Here is a 20,795-nt window from a genome sequence, read left to right as displayed (position 1 = left end):
CCGCATGTTCACGGACATTCTCAACGGACTGATTTCCGTCTGCGCTCCCGGCCCCGTTCTAGGCATTGCCGGCGGCATTCTGGTGGGCATAGCCTTTGGCGCCATTCCCGGCATTTCCGGCATCATGGGCATCGCCATCCTGCTGCCGTTGACTTTTTACGTGGATCCGCTGATCGGCATCCCCATGCTGCTCGGCATATACAAGGCCGGCATTTTCGGCGGCTCCATCTCGGCCATATTGCTCAACACGCCCGGCGCGCCGCCGGCCATCTGCACTTCCATGGAAGGCTACCCCCTGGCCCGGCAGGGCAAGGCGGGCAAGGCCCTGCATACCGCGCTTTCAGCCTCGGTCTTCGGCGACACCTTCAGCAATCTGCTGCTCATCTTCGTAGCCGCGCCCCTGTCCCTGTTCACTCTCAAAATCGGCTCGGCCGAACAGTTCAGCCTGATCATCCTGGCCCTCACCGTGGTGGGCAGCATTTCTGGCCCCTCGCTGATCAAGGGCATCATTTCCTGCTGCCTGGGCATTCTGGTTTCCACCATCGGCATCTCAGAGTCCACCGGGGCCACGCGCTTTACTTTCGGCATGCAGGATCTGGCCTCGGGCCTCTCGCTGATTCCTATGGTCATCGGCCTGCTCTGCCTGCCGGAAGTCATCCACCAGGTCAGCCTGGGCCTGCGCAAAACCATGCGGATGACCCTCCGCGCCGCCCACCCGGACGACGACCACATGACCTGGGCGGAATTCAAAGCCTGCATCCCGATCATGCTACGCTCATCCCTGATCGGCTCCTTTCTCGGGGCCATGCCCGGCATCGGGGCCACCCCGGCGGCCTTCATGTCCTATTCCGAGGCCCGGCGGACTTCCAGACACCCGGAAAAGTTCGGGCACGGAGCCATTGACGGCATCGCCGCGCCCGAGGCGGGCAACAACGCCACCACCGGCTCGGCCATGATCCCCATGCTGACCTTGGGCATCCCCGGCGACGACGTCACGGCCGTGCTCATGGGCGCGTTCATCATCCAGGGCATCACTCCCGGCCCTATGATCTTTCAGGAGCACGCCCAACTGGTCTACGGCATCTTCGGTGGCCTGCTGATCTGCGACGTGCTGCTCTATTTCATCGCCAAGGCCGGTTTCCGGATCTGGGCTCGACTGTCCCGGCTGCCCAAATACGTGATCTTTTCGGCGGTCACCGTATTTTCCTTTGTGGGCGCGTACAGCATCAACCAGAGCATGTTCGACATCATGACCCTGATTCTCTTCGGGATCATCGGCTACTTTGTGCGCCGCTGGCATTACAGCGCCGGAGCCTTCATCATCGGCTTCGTGCTCGGCCCCATCTGGGAGCGCGCTTTTGACCAGTCCATGGTGCTGTCGGACGGCAGCTTCATGATCTTCATCGAAAGCCCCATTTCCGCCGTACTGCTGGCTCTGGCACTCTTTTCCGGCATCTGCATCGCCATGACCCGCCGCCGTCAGCCCCGGCTGGCCGCAGCGGCCGGGTCCGTCGAATAACGCCCGTTCACCGCGCCATAACCGAACACGGCTGGCTCAACGCCGCCACCTTCAAGGAGCCTTGGCGCATTGAGGGTAAAAAAACCCTGGGTTTCGAACTGGCCGAACAGTTCGGCTGGGAGGCTCCGGACGCGGTGCTGGTGCCCTGCGGCGGAGGACTCGGGATCATCGGCATTTACAAGGGGCTGCGCGAATTGCAGAAAATCGGCTGGATCGGCCCCAAGCTGCCCCGGCTGATAGCCGTGCAGTCCGCGGGCTGCGCGCCTATGGTGCGGGCCTTCCGGGAGGGAAAGCCGGATGTGGAGTTCTGGGAAAACGCGAAAACCTGCGCCTTCGGCATCACGGCTCCGCGTCCTCTGGGCGCGTTCCTGACTCTGGAAGCTCTCCACAAGACCAACGGCTGCGCCGTGGCTGTGGATGACGCGGCCATTCTCCGCGCGCAAAAAGCACTGGCCGCGCGCGAGGGTTGTCATGTCTGCCCGGAAGGCGCGGCCCCCCTGGCCGCCCTGCCGGAGTTGCGCCGCAGCGGCATCATCGGCCCCAGGGACCGCGTGGTGCTGCTGAACACCGGCACGGGACTGAAGTATCCTGAAACAGCGGACTACAAGGCCCGGGAGATCGCACCGGACGCGTCCATCGCCTGAGCGGCTGCTGCCCCCGGCCGCCGGAACTTCAGCCTGACTTTCGGGAAAGCGACCACAGGACAGCCCAAAGGGCCGGCTCCGTTGGCGACAAAGAAACCATACGGGAATCGACGGCAACGATAACGACGCCTTTCCCCAAATGGCAACTTTGAACTGTGTAGCGTTTTAAAACGAAACAGTCCCTAATTTTCCGAAATGGAGAACTCGCCGTCGTCCGCCATGACCACCGTAAAACGGCGCGCGCCGTCGGTGCGTGTGCCCAGTGTGCCGTTCAGGGCGGGCACGGTTCCGGCCAGCAGGGCCCTGAAGTCATCCCGCTTGCCGGAAACGCTGACTTCGGTGCGCCAGACCTGCGGGCCCAGACGCTCTTCCGGGGCGGCCGGATCACCGGGAGAAGAGGACGCGGCGGCGTAGCATTCCAGGAGCAGATGAACCGAATAGACGGTGCGTTCCGTCATGGTGGTCCGTTCCACCGGCACATACCGCACCCTGCCCCGGTAGCGGATGGGCCGGTAGCCCCGTTCGATGCCGGTTTCTACGGTGGTGACGGGCTCGCCCGGCCAGTAGGAAATTTTCGCCACATAGGCCGCGCCCTTGCGTTGCGTCGCGGGCGGATAGCCGGCCTCGCGGAATGCGGGCTCCAGCAGGCGGCTCACTTCCCGGAAGAGCAGATCGTCCGCCCCCACATCCACATTGCCGGGGATCAGCAAACACGGCCCGCCCGCGACAGGCGCGTCCGGATCGCGCAGGGAATCCACGCTCACCGCGTAACGGGAACCGCAGGCGCAGAGCAGCAACGCGCAGCAGGCCAAGCAGAATCCAACGCAACGCTTCATACCCGCATCCTCCAACAATGCCCGCCGCCACGCAGATTGAGGAAAAGGGCGGCGCGGATGCCGCGCCGGGCAAGTTCCGGCGCTCTCAGCGCTTGTCCACGATCCGCTTGGACTTGCTGAAGGTGCGCGGCAGGCTGGCGTAATCCGCCACCCGTACCTCCATGCGCGCCAGGATGGCCTTGTGCAGCCGCCGCTCCACGGCCTGGGCCAGGGCCTCGTCGTTGCCGGAGTGCCGCCCTTGGGCGCGTTCCACGGTCAGGGCCAGATGGTCCAGAGAACGCTCGTCCCTGGTCAGCTCCATCTGGTATTCGCCGCCCAGCTCCGGGAACCGGCCGATGACTTCCATGATCTGGCCGGGGTAGATGTTCACGCCCCGGTAGATGATCATGTCGTCGGAGCGGCCGAGAATGCGGTCGTGCCGGGGCATATTCAGGCCGCAGGAACAGCGGCCCGGCAGCAGGCGGGTCAGATCATGGGTGCGGTAGCGCAACAGGGGTACGGCCTCCTTGCGCAGGCTGGTGACCACCATCTCGCCCACTTCGCCCTCGGGCACGGGCTGAAGGGTGTCCGGGTCCAGCACTTCGATGATGAAAAGGTCCGCCCAGTAATGCAGGCCTTCGTGCGCGTCGCAGTCCATGGCCGTGCCCGGACCGTACATTTCGGTCATGCCCGCGATGTCGTAACTGCCTTCCAGGCCCAGCTTGCTTTCAATGGCCAGACGCATCTTTTCGCTGCGCGTCTCGGCCCCGCAGATCATCCTGCGCAGGCGGATTTGGTCACGGATGCCGGCGCGCTCCACCTCCTCGGCCAACAGCAGGGCCATGGAAGCCGTAGCGCCGAAGCAGGTGGCCCCCACATCCCTGAGCAGTTGCAGATGCATTTCAAGATTGCCCGGCCCCACGGGGATGGTCAGCATGCCGAACAGCTCGCTGCCCAACTGAAAGCCCGCGCCGGCGGTCCACAGGCCATAGCCCACGGCCACCTGCATCCGGTCTTCGGGCGTGAGCCCGGCCAACTCGTAGCAACGGGCCATCTGGGTGCTGAACGTCTCAATATCGCGGCGGCTGTAGGCCAGAATTTTGCGCTTGCCCGTGGTGCCGCTGGAAGCATGGATGCGCACCACCTCTTTTTCCGGCACGCAGAGCAGCGGCAGGGGGTAGCCCTCGCGCAGGTCTTCCACGTCCACCGTGGGCAGCAGACGCAGATCGTCCAGACTGCGGATGTCCTCGGCCTGCGCGCCGCACGCCTCCAGGCGCGCCCGGTACTGCGGCGAATTGCGGGCCTGACGCAAGGTGTAGCGCAGGCCTTCCAGCTGCACCTGCCGGATCTGCTCGTCCGTGAGCCGGGGAATAAAGCGATAGTCGCGCTCGGGCATGGGCTCTCCTTAATTGTCTTGCTCTGTCCGCCTTATGTCCCCTGCGGCAAAGCCCTGTCAATACGCTCTCTCGGAGGAGGAACTGCCCGGCGATAGACAGCACAACCGATCCAACCGTAATTTTTCTTCCTGTCTATAGGAATCTCGGCCACGCGAACATAAAGACCGCTCTTTTCCACCGCATGCTGCAAGGCCTCCGTAAAAATTGCTGAATGCTCGCCATGGGTTTCACCTACCACCAGGACATCCGGAGGATTCTCGCACAATGTTTTTTCAAAACGGAACGGATCACAACCGGCCAAGATGAACGTGCGACTCAGGTCACTCATGGCCGGGCCGGACGGAAGCGCGCCGGTCACGGGATAAAGAAAATACATGAAGCCGCTGATGCTCAATGTCCCACTCGGGGGCAGAGCCGCGCGAATGGCACGCCCTGCCAGCAGCGTATTGGATTCCGGGATATATCTCTCCGGCCAGACGGGGGAAGGAAACGCGCCCAACACGTCCAACGTCATGCGCGCTTGCCCCATCCCAGGCAGAGCGGCAAGCAAAATGACCCAAGCCAGACAAAGCGCAACCACGCCTCCCCGCCGCAGACGGGACGAAACACGCAGAACCCTGCCCCAGGTGAGGGCGCACAAACCCGCGCAACCTGGCAGGACAACCGCAAAGTGGTAAACGAATCCGATTTTGCTCAACGGCTCCAGCAGGGGCAGTAACGCCAGAACCAGCCAGAACCAGGCCCGCCCGCGCGTGCCCCTAGCTGTCTGACGCCAAAAAAGTATTGCCGCGCCGGCTGTCAGGAGCAGTAGAGGCCAGAATTCCCGCAAGGCTCCCTGCCCGTTGTTGACGAATTTGTGCCAGACACGCCCGGCCTCCGGCCCATAAATGGCCCCGGTCTGGACATAGAATTGGATCAGTTCGGCTACGCCGCCACGCAGTAAGCCTGTCAGAGCCAGAAGCAGAAGCCCGCCGAAAAAACCGCCCGCAACGTAACGCCAGAGAGCCCGGGGTCCACGCCCCAACCAGACGGCGACGGCGCCCGCCACGGCGAAAATGGCGAAAGGCTCGCGCAGCAGAACTCCCAAGGCGGTCAACACGCCCGCGGCGAACCAGCTCGGGCTGCGCTCGTCTTTCTCCCGTGCCAGATCCAGAGCCAGAAAGAGAGGAATGTACGCGGCAAAAATACTGTTTTTAAATCCGGCCTGGATTACTGCCGGCAAATTCATGGCGGTAAGAAAAGCCAGCGCCAGCAGCATGCCTCCCACGGCGCTGCGGCTTTCCCGCACGAGGAGGCGGCAGAACAGCCATCCGGCCCAAGCGGCCACCAGCATATCCGCCAAACGCAGCCAGACAAGCGCATTGCCCGGCAAAGCGCACAGCCAGGAAAGCAGCAAGGGATACAACATGAAGCCCCCGGCGTCAGGCAGACCTTGCCCTTGGGCCAAGCTCCGGTGGATGAACTGGGCCCAATATGCATAAAAGCCCTCGTCCATATACGGGAAAGATCCCAGAGAAATCAGTCTGGGACAAACCGTGCTGACAAACACCACCAGCAGAGACCATACCCCCGAGCGGGGTTGATAGACCGGATATTGAACGGACATGGCTTCCCGGTCAGTCTCAGAAAAACATGCGCTGTCTTGCACCATGAATTTAGCGGTGTAATGCCGTATAGAGCGATTCCACCGTCCTCTCCTGCGCGGCGCGCGGCAGACCATGCCAGAGAGGAAGACGAATCAAGCGGACCGACAAATTGTCGGTCCGGCTCATGGCGCCATGAGCCCGCCCGTAGCGCCGCCCGGCAGGCGCGGAGTGCAGGGGCACATAGTGGAAGACAGCATAGATGCCCTGCTTTTTGAGCTCATCCAGTACGGGCTGGCGGTCAATATCCGGCGCGAGCAGAACATAGTACATATGTGCGTTGTGAAGGCAATGGGCCGGAATCACCGGCCTGCGCAGAAGGCCTTCCTTTTCCAGCGGCTCCAGCATCTCATGATAACGCCGCCAACGCGCTATGCGATTTTCGGTAATCTCGCCGGCTTCTTCCAACTGCGCCCAGAGAAAGGCGGCAATGAGCTCACCCGGCAGATAGGAAGAACCGGCTTCCTGCCAAGTGTATTTATCTACCTCTCCCCGGAAGAAGCGGCTGCGATCCGTACCTTTTTCGCGAATGATCTCGGCCCGCTGCACCAGATCCGGATCATTGACCAGCAGGGCGCCGCCCTCGCCGGAAATGACGTTCTTGGTTTCATGAAAACTGTACGCGCCCAGATGGCCTATGCTGCCCAGTGCCCGCCCCTTATACGTGGACATAAAGCCTTGGGCCGCGTCCTCCACGACCTTGAGGCCGCGCCGTTGGGCAATTTCCATGATGGCGTCCATCTCGCACCCCACGCCCGCGTAATGCACTGGCGCAATGGCACGGGTGCGCGGAGTGACGGCGTCCTCAATGAGGCCTTCGTCGATGTTCAGCGTATCCTCGCGGATATCCACGAACACGGGCACGCCGCCGCGCAGCACCACGGCGTTGGCTGTGGAGACAAAGGTATAGGAAGGCATGATCACCTCATCGCCGGGCCGGATGTCCAGCAGCAAGGCCTGCATTTCCAAAGCCGCCGTGCAGGAATGCGTGAGCAGGGCCTTAAGGCAGCCGCTCAGTTTTTCCAGCCGGTGGTGGCAACGCTTGGTGTACGGGCCGTCGCCGGCCAGTTTACCGTTAAAATGAGCCTCGGCGATATAATAGAGTTCCTTGCCGGTCATGTGCGGCCAGTTGAAAGGAATATGTTCGGGCATGACGGCCTCCGGTTAAGGCTGTTGCGGAGCCGGCGCGGGCCGGACCGCGAACACATAGAATTTAAGCGCCAGAAACAAAAAGGCGGCGCAAACGAAGATGGCCGCGAGCTGCACCAGCTGATGCGGGTAGCCGAACTTGTCCACACAGACATAGAGCATGCCCAGATTGATACTGTAGCTGCAGGCGTGAGCCAGCAAAAACCGCCCCCCTGCACCTGCCGTGCCGCCCTTATAACCAAATGTATACTTTTTGTTGCCTAAAAAAGAAACCAGCATGGCAAGCGGATAGGATACGCCCACCACCAGCTTGGGGTCCGCGCCCAGCCATGTGAAAAAAAGATAGATGCCGTACCCGACGACATTCTGGGCCACGCCCACAACGCCGTAGCGGATGAGCTGACGCAGGGAGCGCCCGGCCAGCAGGCGGCGCAACGAGCTTATCATGAAGCGGGGAATAGCAAGCAGCGAGACGGGCGTCAATGCCGTATTGCCTGGCAATGGTTCTTTTGCTTATACTCTGTCGCCGGATAAAAGTGAGGCCCCAATGGGAAACGAGGCGTTCGCGCGAAAATGGAATTTTGGCCCACCCGAGACGGCACTGCTCAAAGGCGTCGCTGTCTGTATGCTGCTCTGCCACCATCTCTTTTTCACACCCAGCGATGGCTATGATGACTGGTTTGTGGCAGGATATCCTTTCTGGCATAGCCTCGCTATAGTCTGCAAATCCACTGTCGCCCTGTTTCTTCTACTTTCCGGATTTGGCCTTTACCGTTCCAGCCAACGTAATCCGCTCAATACATTTGAGTTTTATAAAAAACGGCTACTGCGTCTTTATCCGACCTATTTTTTGGTCTGGCTGATCTTTGTTCCACTGACGCTTATCTTTACAGATCACAGCTTAGCTGCGGCGTTCGGCGATTATATTTCCCTTAAGCTTATCGCCAATCTGCTTGGCATCCAAATGTATTTTGGCATGTATGGCTATAATCCCACATGGTGGTTCATGACTGCCATTCTTACTATGTACGCATTCTTCCCCGCCTTTTACCGGCTGGCCGGAACCCGCTGGGGGCTTGAAATATTGGCTGTTGCAGCGGCGGCCATAGATATATTCGACGTATGGTTTATCAACGCCATCATCCGCCAACAGTCATTTGCTTTTATTTGGGGCATGCTTCTGGCAAAGCATTACTGGATCGAAAAAAGTACACAATGGCCGCGCATTCCGTTACTAATGGCTTGTGCAACAGTTTGTCTGATCGTGAGCTGGATACGCTTGGGCTTTGAGAATCCCGGGCATCCTTTCTGCGGTGACACCTTTCTCGCGACCGCTTTGATTATACTTATATGGTCCACCATACCATATGGATCATGCACATTTCGTTTTTTTGCACTGCTGGGCAATCACTCTTATTCCATTTTTCTTTTTCACATATTTATTATCGGCTTTTTACTGCATAATCTTGTTTATGCAACAAAAAATCCGCTTTTCATTCTTTTCAGCAGCCTCTGCCTGTGCCTTCCAATTGCCTTAATTTTGGATAAATTTGAAAAAATATTGGTACAACAATGTCAAAAATTATTACATATGTCTTCTATTAGAGCTGTCTTGTAAAGATATATTGATACTTTCATCAATAATATAAACAGGCCTTCCCTTAACTTCATCATAAATGCGCCCGAGATACATACCAATAATACCCAAATTCCCGATAATTATACCGCCAATAAACCACACCGACACCATGAGGCTGGCCCAGCCGCTGATGGGGATGCCCCAGAAAATCTTTCGAGCAAATATCCAGGCCGCCATACACAGAGAAAACACCATAAGCCCCACCCCCACACGGATGGACAGGCGTAGAGGCTTGTTGGAATAGGCGATGATAGAATCCAAAGCCAAACCGATAAGTTTTGGCAACGTATAAGAACTCTTGCCAGAGTAACGGGCTCCATGCACTACATCTATAAATCCCGTTTTAAAACCAAGCCAATGCAATTGGCCGGGAATGTTACGTGTGCTTTCTCCCATGCGCCGATATGCCTGTACCATTTTATGAGAGAGAATACGAAAATTACCCACTTCTCCATCGTAATTCATTCCCGAAAGCCAATTAAAAGTAGCCATAAAGAAACGAGAACTCAGGCGCTTCCAAAACCTATCCTGGCGTTTGCCACGACGTGCGCAAACCATGTCAAAGCCCTCTTTTGTCTTCGCATACAAACGAGGAATTTCTTCCGGCCTATCCTGCATATCGCAGTCCATGACCACTACCCAATCCCCCTCGCTCAGATCAAGGCAAGCTGTAAGAGCATGGTGCTGACCGAAATTACGTGAAAATCGCGCAACTTTCACGCGGCTATCTTTATGGGCAAGCTTTATCAATTCTTCCCATGTCCCGTCATTACCCCCATCCTCAACAAATACAAACTCTATTTGGTCAAAATCAGACATAGAGTCAAATACAATGAGAGCGCGGTCATAAAGAGCCTGCACAGATTCTCTGCTTTTATACCACGGGACTGCGATTGATAATTTCATAGATTACTTTCTCTTTAAGAAAGAAATTAAGGAAAACACACAATTTCTTTTTCTATAAAATGTAAAGTAAAATTTTTACTATCAAAGAGCAGTGCGCACACCTTGTTTTTGGCATGGCGCGGCTGCCCCACCGAGCCTGGATTTGCAAATAATTTACCATGCTCTTCTCTGCAATAGGGGCGATGTGTATGTCCCCAAAAAATGGCATCATAGGGCAAAGATACGAGATTGGCTAAATGAGGGTTATCGGCGTAAAGGTATTCCTCAAGTGGATCCCAAGGGCTTCCATGGCAACAAAAAAACAATCTTCCGTCTATAGACATTTGACATGAGCTATCAAGGGTTGCAAGCCAATTCAAATTTTTTTCTGTAAGATGAGCCCGGGCATATGCAATCCCTTGGAGTACACGCTCATTTACATTACGTGTAATACCGTTCAATACATAGTTATCATGGTTTCCAAGGAGACATATAGTTTTTTTCTTTTGCAAAAATTCAGAGACTTCATTAACCTGACAGTAGTATCCAACGATATCACCTAGACATATAGATAAATCACAAACAGAAAATTCTTCATACAAAATATTTAAAGCGTCCATATTAGCATGGACATCACTAAAAATAAGAATTTTCATATCTATTTTTTATTTGTAAAATTGTATCTTCTAAAGAAAATTTCGGCAAGAATTTTAACTCATTACGCTGCTTATCATCTGCAAAAAACCATTGATTGTTTTCTTCTAAATCTTTTTTATGACTAAAAGTAACATTTGAACAAGACTTACAGAGGGAGATACATAATTTTGCTAACTCAAGATTAGAGTAACTCTTCGGCGAAACAATATTATAAACACCTTGTGCCCGCAAATTCTTCAAAGCCACCCCAACAGCCAAAGCGACGTCACGCACGTCAAGATAATTTTGCACGCGCTTACCGTTTCCCGCAATCATTAAATCCTTATTCTTAAGGCATTGACGTATAAAGGTAGGTAAAATTTTATCCGGCGGCATTCCCCAGCCCACCGGAGAGGGGATACGCAACACAATGACGCGAATTGTCTCCCCCAAAGCAGCTTTGAGTGCATGCTCAGCGAAAAGCTTTGATGCATGATAGACAGTCAGTGGTTTTTCTGGATGATTTTCCGTAAGCGGCAGGATAGACGGCGCGCCTATGACCTGGACACTAGAAAGATAGATAAAAACGCGACAACCCAGCTTACGCGCAAGGCGGGCCATCTGCATGCTGCCCAAACAATTTGTTTTTACAATAGCCTCATCAAAATTATCAAATGATATTGCCGCTGCAATGTGTACGATGGCATCACAGCATTCAATTTTTTTTAATATTTTTTCACAAAACTCCGCTTCGCCCAGCGTGGCTTCAATGACACCCATAGCGCCAGAAACGCGCCTGCTACTTCTTAGAACTTGGATAACCTCAAACGCTTCCTGTAAATGCTCAAGTACTGCCGAGCCTATAAAGCCATTGGAGCCAGTTAGCAAAACTCTATTCATATTTTTCTCTGTTCAAGACGAGACGAGCATCACGCTTTCATAGCGAATAACTTTTCCATCTCTCGGTTCAAGGTATTTTTCGACTTTCCCATCTTCAAAGCAATATTCACGTAAACAAGCAAAAGCATCCTTAAAACCGAGAAGGTCACGCATAGGGACCGTACCTGAAAACCGCACATTAAGTTCAAAACATGTCGGCACACCTTTATGCATACGCAATTGAATATTCAATGGGCCGACAGCGTTAAACGCATCCGAAATCCTACGACATTCAGCAAAAATAATTTCATTATGCACCGTACTGGCCAACACGGTCGTCCCATTTTTAAGTTGCCTTTGCATCACTATCATACCTGCAAAAACATTATATTGCGTCCGATATGTTGCGACAGTGTATTCATCACATTCATCACCCAGTAATTCTTGGATAACATATGGCACGCCAGTGCACTTTTTACGCAATAGCTCTAGATCTTCCATAGATTCAAGCATCTGTACGCCGTGTGATCCTTTTCCTCCTGTAGGTTTTCCTATAACAGGAAAAGCCACATCAGACATAAGCTTTTCCAATTCGTTACTATTATCCAGCATTGCGTAACGAGGGTAATTCAGGCCCTGCGCCTTCAGCCATTGAGCGGTTAAATATTTATCATTTCCAATACGTAATTGCTCTGGACTTGCCACAACAAACTTTGCCGGAGTTGAACGCTTAATATAATCGCTATATTCAGATATAACTTTGATATTTTCCTCAACACCAGAAAAAATAAAGTCTATTTTTTCTTCATTGCATATACGTATAAGCCAAGGGATAAAATCTGGCGCATCGGCATAAGGTGATACAAAAAATTTATCCACTAAATATTTACCAATAGAATCTTGGAAAACACATGCTCCAACAATATTAATACATATTTTATTATTACGAAGAGCCATCACAATCCCTTGTGAGACATTCCCAGAAACGCCAAGAATAAGTATATTTTTTTTCATTATTATATCTATATATAACAAATTAGTTTTTATTATTGCTTCTCATAATATTGGGATTCGTTAAATCAATGGACGCAGCCTTATCAGAAATAACCGTTGATTCGCCAACATTACACAAACATCCAGCGCTTAGGTTCCGCATAAGTACACTTCCAGCGCCGATAATACATGATGAACCTACCGTCACAAAATCTCTTACCGTTGCATTAGCTCCAACAAAACAGCAGTCTCCAATATGAACCTTGCCGCAAATACAAGCATTTGGGCCAAAATAACAAGCATTCCCAATCGTTGAATGGTGCCCTATATAGTTATTAGGCAAAATTATGTTATCTTTTCCCAATGTTACAAAGGGATGAATCACTACATTTTCAAAAATTATTGACCCTTCTGGGATTTCAATATCTGGAGATATTCTTGCGTATTTACTCACAAAGGACAAAGATGAGTATCCTTTATTGCGCAAGACAGAAGACTTTTCCAGCCTTACATGATTCAACTTTGCATAGCCGACAGCAGTAATAAATTCATATTCTTCTGGATTGCAATATGATTCTATTTCTTCAAATGGAATTAGCGGTTTCCCACAATACATATCTCTATTACAATATTTTGAATCAACTGTATAAACATCCGGAACCCGCCGCTGTTCCGCAGATAGTGTGCTTATCAAAGTTTCACAAAACATCCCAATACCAAAAATTAATAACTTTTTCCCCATTATTACCACCTAGAAAAATTTCCATTTCTACCCTTCGAAACATCTCGCACCGGCAGCAGCCCGCCCAGATCCACGCCGCGCGGGCTTATTGCGGCCCTGTAAGGATATATTTCCACCCCGCAGGCCGTCGCTTCGTAAAACAGCTCCGCATAGACCGGGTCGATGAAATCCGCCGGGGCGAAGCAATGTCCGTCGGGGCGCTGCACCAGGTAGAACATGGCCGCACGCTCGCCCGACCTAACAATATCCATGAGCTCGCGCAAGTGTTTTTGGCCGCGCTCACTGGCCGCGTCCGGAAAGCAGGCCGCGTCGTCCTCCACCATGGTTACGTTCTTGCATTCCACCCAGAGCGGCGGCAAGTCCGGCCCGGTGAACAGGCCGTCCAGGCGGCTCTGGCCGCGTTTGGCCTCGCGGGCCAGAGTGGCGTACCCTGCCGCGAAGTCCAGCCGTCCGGCCCTGAACGCCGCCTCCAGCATACGGTTGGGCACGCTGGTGTTGACTCCCACCCAGAAGCCTCGCCCGTGTTCCGGACCGGAGTCTGCCGGGCCGCTGGGCACGGCGCTTTCCGTCAGCCAGACGCATTCCTGGGTGTATTTGAGCTTGCGTGCAGGGTTGGTGGCCGGGGAGGCCAGCACCGGCGCGCCGGGCCGGGTCAGACCCAGCATGCTGCCCGAATTGTTGCTGTGCACCCAGACCGATGCGCCGTTCAGAAGCAGCTCCACGCTGAAGCGCTTGCGCCGTTGTACAAAAGCGCCGGTCACACAGCCCGGCGGCAACGGCAGCAGCGGCTTCTCCGGCCCGGCCGCCACCGTGTCTTCAGAGGTTTCACACATTTACACCCCGCTTTGAACCTGCTAAAAAAAGCGACAGATTTTCCCGCTTTTTCCAGCCGCGTCCGCATGCATAACGTGAAGGAGCCTTCCATGCAGATTTCCGACCGCTTGCGCAGCATCAAACCTTCTCTGACTCTCAGTGTCAACAGCCGGGCCCTGGAACTCAAAGCTCAGGGTGTGGACGTGACCAGCCTGGCCGTGGGCGAGCCGGATTTTCCCACGCCCAAACATATCTGCGACGCGGCCAAAGCTGCCATTGACGCCAATTTCTGCCGTTACACCGCCGTGCCTGGCATTCCGGAACTGCGCAAGGCCGCGGGCGGCTATTTCCAGCGGACCTACGGCGTATCCGTGCCCATGGAATCCATCATCATTGGCGCGGGCGGCAAACACTGTCTCTACAATTTTATGCAGGCCACCATCAACCCCGGCGACGAGGTGCTGATCCCCGCGCCTTACTGGCTGAGCTATCCCGACATGGTCGAACTGGCGGGCGGCGTGCCTGTGACCGTGCATGCCGGGCCCGAACGCAACTTCAAGGTCACGCCCCTCATGCTTGAGGAGAAGACCACGGATAAAACCCGGCTGCTGATCCTTAATTCCCCCAGCAATCCCACGGGCGCGGTTTATTCAGACCGGGAATTCATGCAGATTATGCGTTGGGCCCTGGCGCGGAATATTTTTGTATTGGCGGACGAAATTTACGATCAACTGGTCTTCCCGCCCGCGCGGATGACCAGCGCCATCACCTGGTTCGAGCACTGCTCCGAACTGGTGGCCGTGCTCAACGGCCTGTCCAAAAGCTACGCCATGACCGGCTGGCGCGTGGGCTTCCTGGCCGCGCACCCGGATCTGATCAAAAAAATCTCCTCCATGCAGGGACACAGCACCTCCAGCATCTGTTCCGTGTCCCAGAAGGCCGCCCTGGCAGCGCTGGAAGGCCCCATGGACTGTGTGGCCGAGATGCGTGCGGCCTTCATGCGCCGCCGCGATCTGGCCCTGAAGATCATCGGAAGCTGGCCGTGGGCTATCTGCCCCAAACCCGACGGGGCCTTCTACCTCTTTGTGGACGTGCATCAGTGCTACGGCGACCGGGTGCATAATTCCACGGAATTGTGCACCTACCTGCTGGACAAGGCCCATGTGGCTCTGGTGCCGGGAGTGGCCTTCGGCGACGACAACTGCATTCGCTTCTCCTACGCTGTGGCGGACGATGTGCTGGCCGACGCGTTGGCCCGCGTGGGCGAAGTTCTGGACGAACTGGCGACGGAAGCCCGGCGCTGAGGCGGGAGAGTGAAAACGGTGTCCTGAGAAAAATATCCAAAAAAACATTGACAGAATCCGCCCTTTTGGGCAGTATGCCTTTTGCCGTGGGGCTGTAGCTCAGTTGGGAGAGCGCTTGAATGGCATTCAAGAGGCCGTCAGTTCAATTCTGTCCAGCTCCACCAGATTTCTTAAAAACCCCCGATCATCACACAGATGATCGGGGGTTTGGCGTTTTGAGAGGCTCTTAGTAGAAAAGACTAGAGCTTAGTCGCCATGGTGTTATTCGTTTTTGTTGCATTTGATGCTTAATATGTTATGGGAATATACATAATAACATTACTGTTCTCCGCAGTCATTTAAGGCTATCTTGAATCAAAATCGCTATGGCTCACTGACACAAGTACGATGAATGATACAATGGGAGGAGTATGGTATAAAAATATATTAATTGATGAACTTGAAAAAAATACTATAAAAGGTAAAAATGAACAATTACTCAACAATATATATAATACTGTAGTTCACAATTTGACAAATAAGTTTATTTGTTGTCTTTCTGAGCATGGAGATATTTTAAGTCAATGGCGCACATATGCTGATGATGGGAGAGGGTTTGCAATTGGATTTTCTGTTGAGAATACAAATTTTTACAAAAAATTCCATTTTACATGGCTGTTGATGACAATAAACATTCGATTGGCATTGCGCCAGTTATTTATGACAAAGAACGTCAAGAGATGCTAATCTCAAACCAAGTATCTAAAATGACAAAAGATGATGCCACTCATGGCGGCTGTGTACCAGAAATGCCGGGCGCGGAAAAGGGCAAGGAGGAGAGCCCGGCAGGGTAACTTGGCAAGGACGCCATACCCCGTAGTACTTTATTTTTATGGGCATGGGCTGACGGCCCTATGCCTTTTTATCAAGTCCGCAAGGGAAGGCATGTGAGATACGCTGGAAAAATTTCTGTGGGAACGTTTGGAGGCTCTGTGCCGCGAGAGTGGCGTGGAGAATATGCCGCCCGATCCGCTGGTGCGGGAGGACGCTGCCTGTTCAAGCGTGACGGTAGTTGCGGCCTGTGTGTACGGCGCTATTGACGGAGCGTGGTTTTGACCGTTTGGCCTGCCTTGCGCAATGCCTGAGAAATGAGGACGGTATGCGGGTGCGGAGGACGTGTGCGGCCAGTGCGTGGTGGACTGTCCTGTTCGCATGTCTGCTTTGTCGCGGCGGCGTGAGCGCGGCGCCAGCGTGAGAGCGGCACCGTGATGTGCGTAAAAAACCGTATAAAAGCGGGATAATTCGCCTAAAACCCAGAAAAAGGCCTTGCGACTTTCATCGTAACCCATTGATATTTCTGGTGGCGCTGAAGAGAATTGAACTGGCGGCCTCTTGAATGCCATAATCAGACACACGTTCCTCGGAAAATTGACAGCCAACCTTCCGGGCAAGCAGTGCTATATTCCGGTTCCGTCACTATACATTTTAATCAATCCGTATACCCGCTCAAATCTCATGCATAATGATTTCAAGCACTTCCTTATCCTCAATGTCCGGTAGCGCATGGTGGCACTCGGTAGTGAGATAACAGATAGCGGCATGCAAGCTGCTGACTCTGGAAAAATCGGCTGACGCTCTGAATATGAATGTCTGCCTGTTCACACACAGTAAAGAAAGCCCCTTCGCCTGACAGCGTCCCGCGCGGATCAGAAACTCTGTTCCGGCGACAGCGCCGCTTCCCTTTTCCCTTTTTGCTTCAACGCGCGCTTGTGGGCATACATCTGAGCGTCCGCGCGGGTCATGGTGTCATGCACGTCGGCGTCGCACGCCGGGTCAAAACTGGCGATGCCGTAGGCGAAAAAAAGCGGAAACCCGGCCACTTGAATTTTCAGAGCCTGTGCGTGCAGTTCATCCATTTCAGCCCGCAGGGCGTCCACATCCGCATTTCGCAGCAGGGTGGCGAACTCGTCGCCGCCGATCCGGTAGGTTTCGCCCCGGTCCCTGAACCGCTCCACCAGCAGACGCGCGAGGCTGATGATATATTCGTCGCCCGCGGCATGGCCGCGCTGGTCATTAACGTTTTTGAGCATGTTCAGGTCGCAGGTCAGCACGGTCAGATCCTGCTGCTCGCTGCGCTGAAGGCGTTTGGTATCCAGTTCAAACGCATTGCGATTGTTGATGCCGGTCAGCAGGTCGGTATAGGCCAGCTTGCGATACAGGGGCACGGAAAGGCGACGCAGCAGCCAGGTAGTGACGAAAATGAACAGCGCCACCAGAACGCAGGAAATGAGCAGGCTGATGGACATGGCCTTGCGGATGCTCCCGCCAATGAGGCCTGCGTCAAATTCCATGACAATGGCCCCAACCGTGCGGCCGTCCTGCCGGATGGGCTCGCAGGCCGGAAGCACGTCGCCCCACTCCGTATACAGCACCTTGGCGGCGTGCGCGGAATGGCCCTGAAGGCAGCGCGTCAGCAGGGGCAACACCTCGGGCTCGATGAGATCCCCGATATGGCGGAAGTCTTCAGCCTCCGGATCAAGGCCGTCCACCACGTAAACGGCTTTGCCCTCGTCATTGAGCTTGGCCGTGTAGAGATAGCGCACCGCCGTGAGCTGCCGCACGCTTTTGAGCAGGGCCTGAACCTGCACGTACAGGAGGTGGTCCTCATCCGCCGCGCTGTTGAGCTCCAGCAGGCTGCGCGGCGGAATTCTGTTGGTCACATAGGAGAAAATGGCGCCCGAGCGCTCCAGCACCATGTGGCTGACGCCCTTGGTCATCTGGGAATAAAAGACGCCGAAAATAGAGATCGCCGTGGCCAGGATGGCCAGGGTGACGCTGAGCGGGATTTTTCTTTCCGCGGTGGACAGCGGAGTGCCGCTGGAATCCGTTTTCATGACCGATCCATATTCCGGGGGAAGCCCCTTGTGGAGCGTGCGGGTTACAGCGCACAAATTTTAAAGAGTATATACCAGGCCCGGACGCGCTTCAATGAAAAGCTGACGCTCCGCCCCGGCAGGAACTTGCCTCAAGCCCCGCCCGCCTGTATAAGGATTAGAGCGGCCGCCCCGGAGTCACCTGACGCGAGGCGCGGCCAAGGAGTGTCGCATGTCCCCTTTCACAAAAAACAGCGAGGTCACCTCTCTCATTCTGGACAGCCTGCCCATGGGCGTGCTGTTTTGCGATATGGACGGCGTCATCCGCTTTGTGAACAAGGCCTATGCCGATCTGCTGGGCCAGAGGCCCGAAGAACTGCTGGGACGCGACATCACCGAGATCATCCCCCACTCGCGCGCGCGCGTCGTGCTGCGCGACGGCCGGGCCGAAATGGGCGAACTCTGCCAGCTCGGACCGGGCAACGCCCTGCCCGTGATAGTCAACCGGATTCCGGTGCGCGACGGCCAGGGGCGGCTGGCGGGTATGGTCTCGCAAGCCATTTTCAACGATCCTGAGGAGCTGAAAAAACTCTCCTCCAAGATCGACCATCTGGGGCACACCCTTAATCAGTATAAACGCCGGATCAAGGCCAGCCTGTCGCCGCAGTACAGCCTGCGCAGCATTCTGGGCGAAAGCGCGCCCATGCGCCGCCTCAAGCAGCAGGTGCAGAGCTACGCCCAACTGGACGCGCCGGTGCTGATTCTGGGAGCCACGGGCGCGGGCAAGGAGCTGTTCGCCCACGCCCTGCACGCCGAAAGCCCGCGCGCCGAGGGCCCGCTGGTCAGCATCAACTGCGCGGCCATCCCCAAGGATCTCTTTGAATCCGAACTCTTCGGCTATGCGCGCGGCGCGTTTTCCGGCGCGCATCAGGACGGCAAGATCGGCCAGATCGAACTGGCCGACAAAGGCACCCTCTTCCTGGACGAAATCGGAGAAATGCCGCCCGAAATACAGGCCAAGCTGTTGCGCGTGCTGGAAAGCCGCAGCATCTGCCGGGTGGGTTCGGTCAACGCCCGTAATGTGGACTTCCGTCTGGTGGCGGCCACCAACCGGAATATCTCGGCCATGCTCAGCGCGGGCTCCTTTCGCGAGGATCTCTACTACCGCATCAACACCTTTGTGCTGGAAATCCCGCCGCTGCGCGACCGTGCGGACGACATCCTGCCCATCGCCCGCTACGTACTCTCACGCATGGGGCTGGAACATCTGACCTTTTCGCCGGAAGCCGAGGCGGCCATGCTGGCCTTTTCCTGGCCGGGCAACGTGCGGCAGCTGCACAACGCCGTGGTCCACGCGGCCACCATGCGCCACGGCGACTTGATCGAGGTGGACGACTTTCCGCCGGACACCCTGCCCAGCGCGGATCTGCCCCTGCGCACCGTGGCCGCCGGGGATCTTTCCGACATCATGGCCGACACCGAGGCCGTGGTCATCCGCAAGGTGCTGGCCGAACAGGGCGGCAACGTCTCGCGCACGGCGCGCACGCTGCATATCGCGCGCGCCACACTCTACGAAAAACTGCGCAAGTACGGCATCAGCCGCCGCTGAGAACGTCCTTTCCCCCATACAAGCGGCCGGGAGGCCGCACCCTGTGGCGCGGCTCCCGGCCGGGCGCGGTCTTCCGCGCTCGCATTAGAGCAGATTACGTTTGAAAAGCTGTGCTTTTTCAAAGCTTCATTCAGCCGAAAAGCCCGGTTTCCGGCTGAATCCACGCCGCTTCGCGGCGCGCCGCACCGTATGCGGCGTCAGAGCATTTCAACTTTGAAATCTCTGAAAACGGATCAAAGCGCGAAGTTCGGCTTGTCGCGCAGGTAAACCTCGCCGTTACGGGCCCAGTAGCGCAGCCCGGCATGGTTTTTGAGCTCTTCCAGAGCCTTGTCCTCCGCCGCAGTGTCCTCGGACCAGAAGCGGATCTTCACCTGGCGCATGCCGTCGTCGGAAATAATGGACAGCACCGTGGAGATACGCACGCCGTATTCCTTGAGCCGGTCCAGAATCTCGCGCAGGGTGCCGCGCCTGTTCTCCAGCTTGAAGGCCATCTCCACGCCCGTGGGCATGGCGGCCCCGCTGATGCTGACCAGGGCCTTGAAGATGTCCCATTCGGTGAGAATGCCCACCAGTTTTTCTTCATCGTTGACCACCGGCAGGCAGGCCACGCGCCTTTCAATCATTTTTGTGGCGGCCTGCTCCACCGTGCCCTTGTAATTGATGGTCGCCGGGTCCACGGTCATAAGCTGCTTGGCCTTGGTTTCGCCGAGCATGTCGAGCACTTCCAGGATCTCAAGACCCGTGGTGCGCTGCGGCGAAAACTCCTTGATGTCCGAGGCGGAAATCAGGCCCACCACCACCTTGTCCGCGTCCACCACGGGCAGACGGCTGATCTGGTGCTCCTTGAACAGCTTCCGGCAGTGCAGCAGGGAGGTATCCGGCGGCACGGAGATCACATTGGATTTCATCCAGTCGAGTATCAACATGGCATGCTTCCTTTTGGCGATTTTCGGGGCCGCCGCGTCACGCGGGCGGCCGCTGTTCCGTGATTATGCGTGGCTCTGGCCGCACCCGCAGCCCTGAAGCTTTTTGCGCAGGAATTCCGGCAGGATGCCGCGTACGGATTCAGCGGACACCATGCGGCGCATGATGCCCAGCTGGTCCTGCAACGGCAGTTGCTTGGGGCAGACGTTGTCGCAGGCCAGCAGGCCCATGCAGCCGAACACCCCGTTGTCGTCCCCGATCAGCTCGTAGTAGTCCGCAGGGGTGCGGTTGTCGCGCGGGTCCAGGTAAAAGCGGGCCATACGGTTGATGGCCGTGGCCCCGATGAAATCCT

The 20,795-nt window shown here is 55.6% G+C and carries 19 protein-coding genes, 1 tRNA gene and 1 pseudogene; 7 read left to right on the top strand and 14 right to left on the bottom strand.

What is annotated here, in order from left to right:
• Positions 1–4: 4 nt before the first annotated feature.
• Together FYJ44_RS02070 and FYJ44_RS02065 are read left to right on the top strand one after the other, a co-directional pair.
• A complete protein-coding gene (locus FYJ44_RS02070; RefSeq protein ID WP_154508703.1) occupies positions 5–1,519 on the top strand; it encodes a tripartite tricarboxylate transporter permease in 1,515 nt (504 codons plus the stop codon).
• Positions 1,456–2,163, top strand: a complete 708-nt coding sequence (locus FYJ44_RS02065; RefSeq protein WP_229772476.1) for a pyridoxal-phosphate dependent enzyme — start codon at positions 1,456–1,458, stop codon at positions 2,161–2,163. Before FYJ44_RS02070 ends, FYJ44_RS02065 begins: the two co-directional genes overlap by 64 nt.
• A 182-nt stretch (positions 2,164–2,345) precedes the next feature.
• Here the strand turns inward: FYJ44_RS02065 and FYJ44_RS02060 are convergent, their stop codons facing one another.
• From FYJ44_RS02060 to FYJ44_RS02040, 5 genes are all read right to left on the bottom strand, one after another.
• Positions 2,346–2,999 carry a hypothetical protein gene (locus FYJ44_RS02060; RefSeq protein WP_154508701.1) on the bottom strand — a complete coding sequence of 218 codons (654 nt, stop codon included), beginning with the start codon at positions 2,997–2,999 and terminating at the stop codon, positions 2,346–2,348.
• Positions 3,000–3,084: 85 nt separating this feature from the next.
• Positions 3,085–4,374, bottom strand: a complete 1,290-nt coding sequence (locus tag FYJ44_RS02055; protein ID WP_154508699.1) for a phenylacetate--CoA ligase family protein — start codon at positions 4,372–4,374, stop codon at positions 3,085–3,087.
• Between the two features lie 32 nt (positions 4,375–4,406).
• Positions 4,407–6,095, bottom strand: a complete 1,689-nt coding sequence (locus FYJ44_RS02050; RefSeq protein WP_154508697.1) for a glycosyltransferase family protein — start codon at positions 6,093–6,095, stop codon at positions 4,407–4,409.
• The gene (rffA, locus tag FYJ44_RS02045) at positions 6,031–7,170 is read right to left on the bottom strand and encodes a dTDP-4-amino-4,6-dideoxygalactose transaminase (protein WP_154508695.1); all 1,140 of its coding nucleotides are present in this window, start codon (positions 7,168–7,170) and stop codon (positions 6,031–6,033) included. Before rffA ends, FYJ44_RS02050 begins: the two co-directional genes overlap by 65 nt.
• A 12-nt stretch (positions 7,171–7,182) precedes the next feature.
• The gene (locus FYJ44_RS02040) at positions 7,183–7,614 is read right to left on the bottom strand and encodes a GtrA family protein (RefSeq protein WP_154508693.1); all 432 of its coding nucleotides are present in this window, start codon (positions 7,612–7,614) and stop codon (positions 7,183–7,185) included.
• Here FYJ44_RS02040 and FYJ44_RS02035 point away from each other — a divergent pair.
• Positions 7,613–8,785 carry an acyltransferase family protein gene (locus FYJ44_RS02035; protein WP_154508691.1) on the top strand — a complete coding sequence of 391 codons (1,173 nt, stop codon included), beginning with the start codon at positions 7,613–7,615 and terminating at the stop codon, positions 8,783–8,785. The genes FYJ44_RS02040 and FYJ44_RS02035 overlap by 2 nt on opposite strands.
• Here the strand turns inward: FYJ44_RS02035 and FYJ44_RS02030 are convergent.
• The 6 genes from FYJ44_RS02030 to sfsA are packed head-to-tail and all read right to left on the bottom strand — an operon-like array spanning position 8,753 to position 13,774.
• Positions 8,753–9,712 carry a glycosyltransferase family 2 protein gene (locus FYJ44_RS02030; RefSeq protein WP_154508689.1) on the bottom strand — a complete coding sequence of 320 codons (960 nt, stop codon included), beginning with the start codon at positions 9,710–9,712 and terminating at the stop codon, positions 8,753–8,755. The two genes, FYJ44_RS02035 and FYJ44_RS02030, sit on opposite strands and share 33 nt — an antisense overlap.
• A 26-nt stretch (positions 9,713–9,738) precedes the next feature.
• Positions 9,739–10,347 (bottom strand): metallophosphoesterase family protein, encoded by a 609-nt coding sequence (locus FYJ44_RS02025; protein WP_154508687.1) that lies wholly within the window; start codon positions 10,345–10,347, stop codon positions 9,739–9,741.
• Complete coding sequence (locus FYJ44_RS02020; protein ID WP_154508685.1) at positions 10,328–11,227, bottom strand: NAD-dependent epimerase/dehydratase family protein; 900 nt, start codon at positions 11,225–11,227, stop codon at positions 10,328–10,330. Before FYJ44_RS02020 ends, FYJ44_RS02025 begins: the two co-directional genes overlap by 20 nt.
• Before the next feature lie 12 nt (positions 11,228–11,239).
• The gene (locus tag FYJ44_RS02015; protein WP_154508683.1) at positions 11,240–12,220 is read right to left on the bottom strand and encodes an ATP-grasp domain-containing protein; all 981 of its coding nucleotides are present in this window, start codon (positions 12,218–12,220) and stop codon (positions 11,240–11,242) included.
• Between the two features lie 22 nt (positions 12,221–12,242).
• Positions 12,243–12,941 (bottom strand): DapH/DapD/GlmU-related protein, encoded by a 699-nt coding sequence (locus tag FYJ44_RS02010; RefSeq protein ID WP_154508681.1) that lies wholly within the window; start codon positions 12,939–12,941, stop codon positions 12,243–12,245.
• 2 nt (positions 12,942–12,943) lie between these two features.
• Entirely contained in the window at positions 12,944–13,774 is an 831-nt protein-coding gene (sfsA, locus tag FYJ44_RS02005) for a DNA/RNA nuclease SfsA (protein WP_154508679.1), read from the bottom strand.
• Positions 13,775–13,864: 90 nt separating this feature from the next.
• Between sfsA and FYJ44_RS02000 the strand changes: the two genes are divergently transcribed.
• From FYJ44_RS02000 to FYJ44_RS01990, 3 genes are all read left to right on the top strand, one after another.
• Positions 13,865–15,058, top strand: a complete 1,194-nt coding sequence (locus tag FYJ44_RS02000; RefSeq protein WP_154509291.1) for a pyridoxal phosphate-dependent aminotransferase — start codon at positions 13,865–13,867, stop codon at positions 15,056–15,058.
• A gap of 88 nt (positions 15,059–15,146) precedes the next feature.
• A tRNA-Ala gene (locus FYJ44_RS01995) sits at positions 15,147–15,222 on the top strand.
• Positions 15,223–15,708: 486 nt separating this feature from the next.
• A complete protein-coding gene (locus FYJ44_RS01990; protein ID WP_154508677.1) occupies positions 15,709–15,891 on the top strand; it encodes a hypothetical protein in 183 nt (60 codons plus the stop codon).
• An 852-nt stretch (positions 15,892–16,743) separates the two neighbouring features.
• On the opposite strand, the gene FYJ44_RS01985 is transcribed toward FYJ44_RS01990, so the two are convergent.
• Positions 16,744–17,931: a GGDEF domain-containing protein gene (locus tag FYJ44_RS01985; protein WP_154508675.1), complete on the bottom strand. Its 1,188-nt coding sequence runs from the start codon at positions 17,929–17,931 to the stop codon at positions 16,744–16,746.
• Between the two features lie 211 nt (positions 17,932–18,142).
• On the opposite strand from FYJ44_RS01985, the gene FYJ44_RS01980 reads away from it, so the two are divergent.
• Positions 18,143–19,519, top strand: a complete 1,377-nt coding sequence (locus FYJ44_RS01980) for a sigma-54 interaction domain-containing protein (RefSeq protein WP_154508673.1) — start codon at positions 18,143–18,145, stop codon at positions 19,517–19,519.
• 233 nt (positions 19,520–19,752) lie between these two features.
• Here the strand turns inward: FYJ44_RS01980 and FYJ44_RS01975 are convergent, their stop codons facing one another.
• On the bottom strand, positions 19,753–20,445 hold the full coding sequence (locus tag FYJ44_RS01975) for a CBS and ACT domain-containing protein (RefSeq protein ID WP_154508671.1): 693 nt from the start codon (positions 20,443–20,445) through the stop codon (positions 19,753–19,755).
• Positions 20,446–20,508: 63 nt separating this feature from the next.
• Positions 20,509–20,795, bottom strand: a pseudogene (gene frdB / locus FYJ44_RS01970) (fumarate reductase iron-sulfur subunit); the annotation flags it as partial.

This window comes from Desulfovibrio porci, assembly GCF_009696265.1.
Classification (GTDB): domain Bacteria; phylum Desulfobacterota; class Desulfovibrionia; order Desulfovibrionales; family Desulfovibrionaceae; genus Desulfovibrio; species Desulfovibrio porci.
This window is presented reverse-complemented; position numbering and strand designations above follow the sequence as displayed.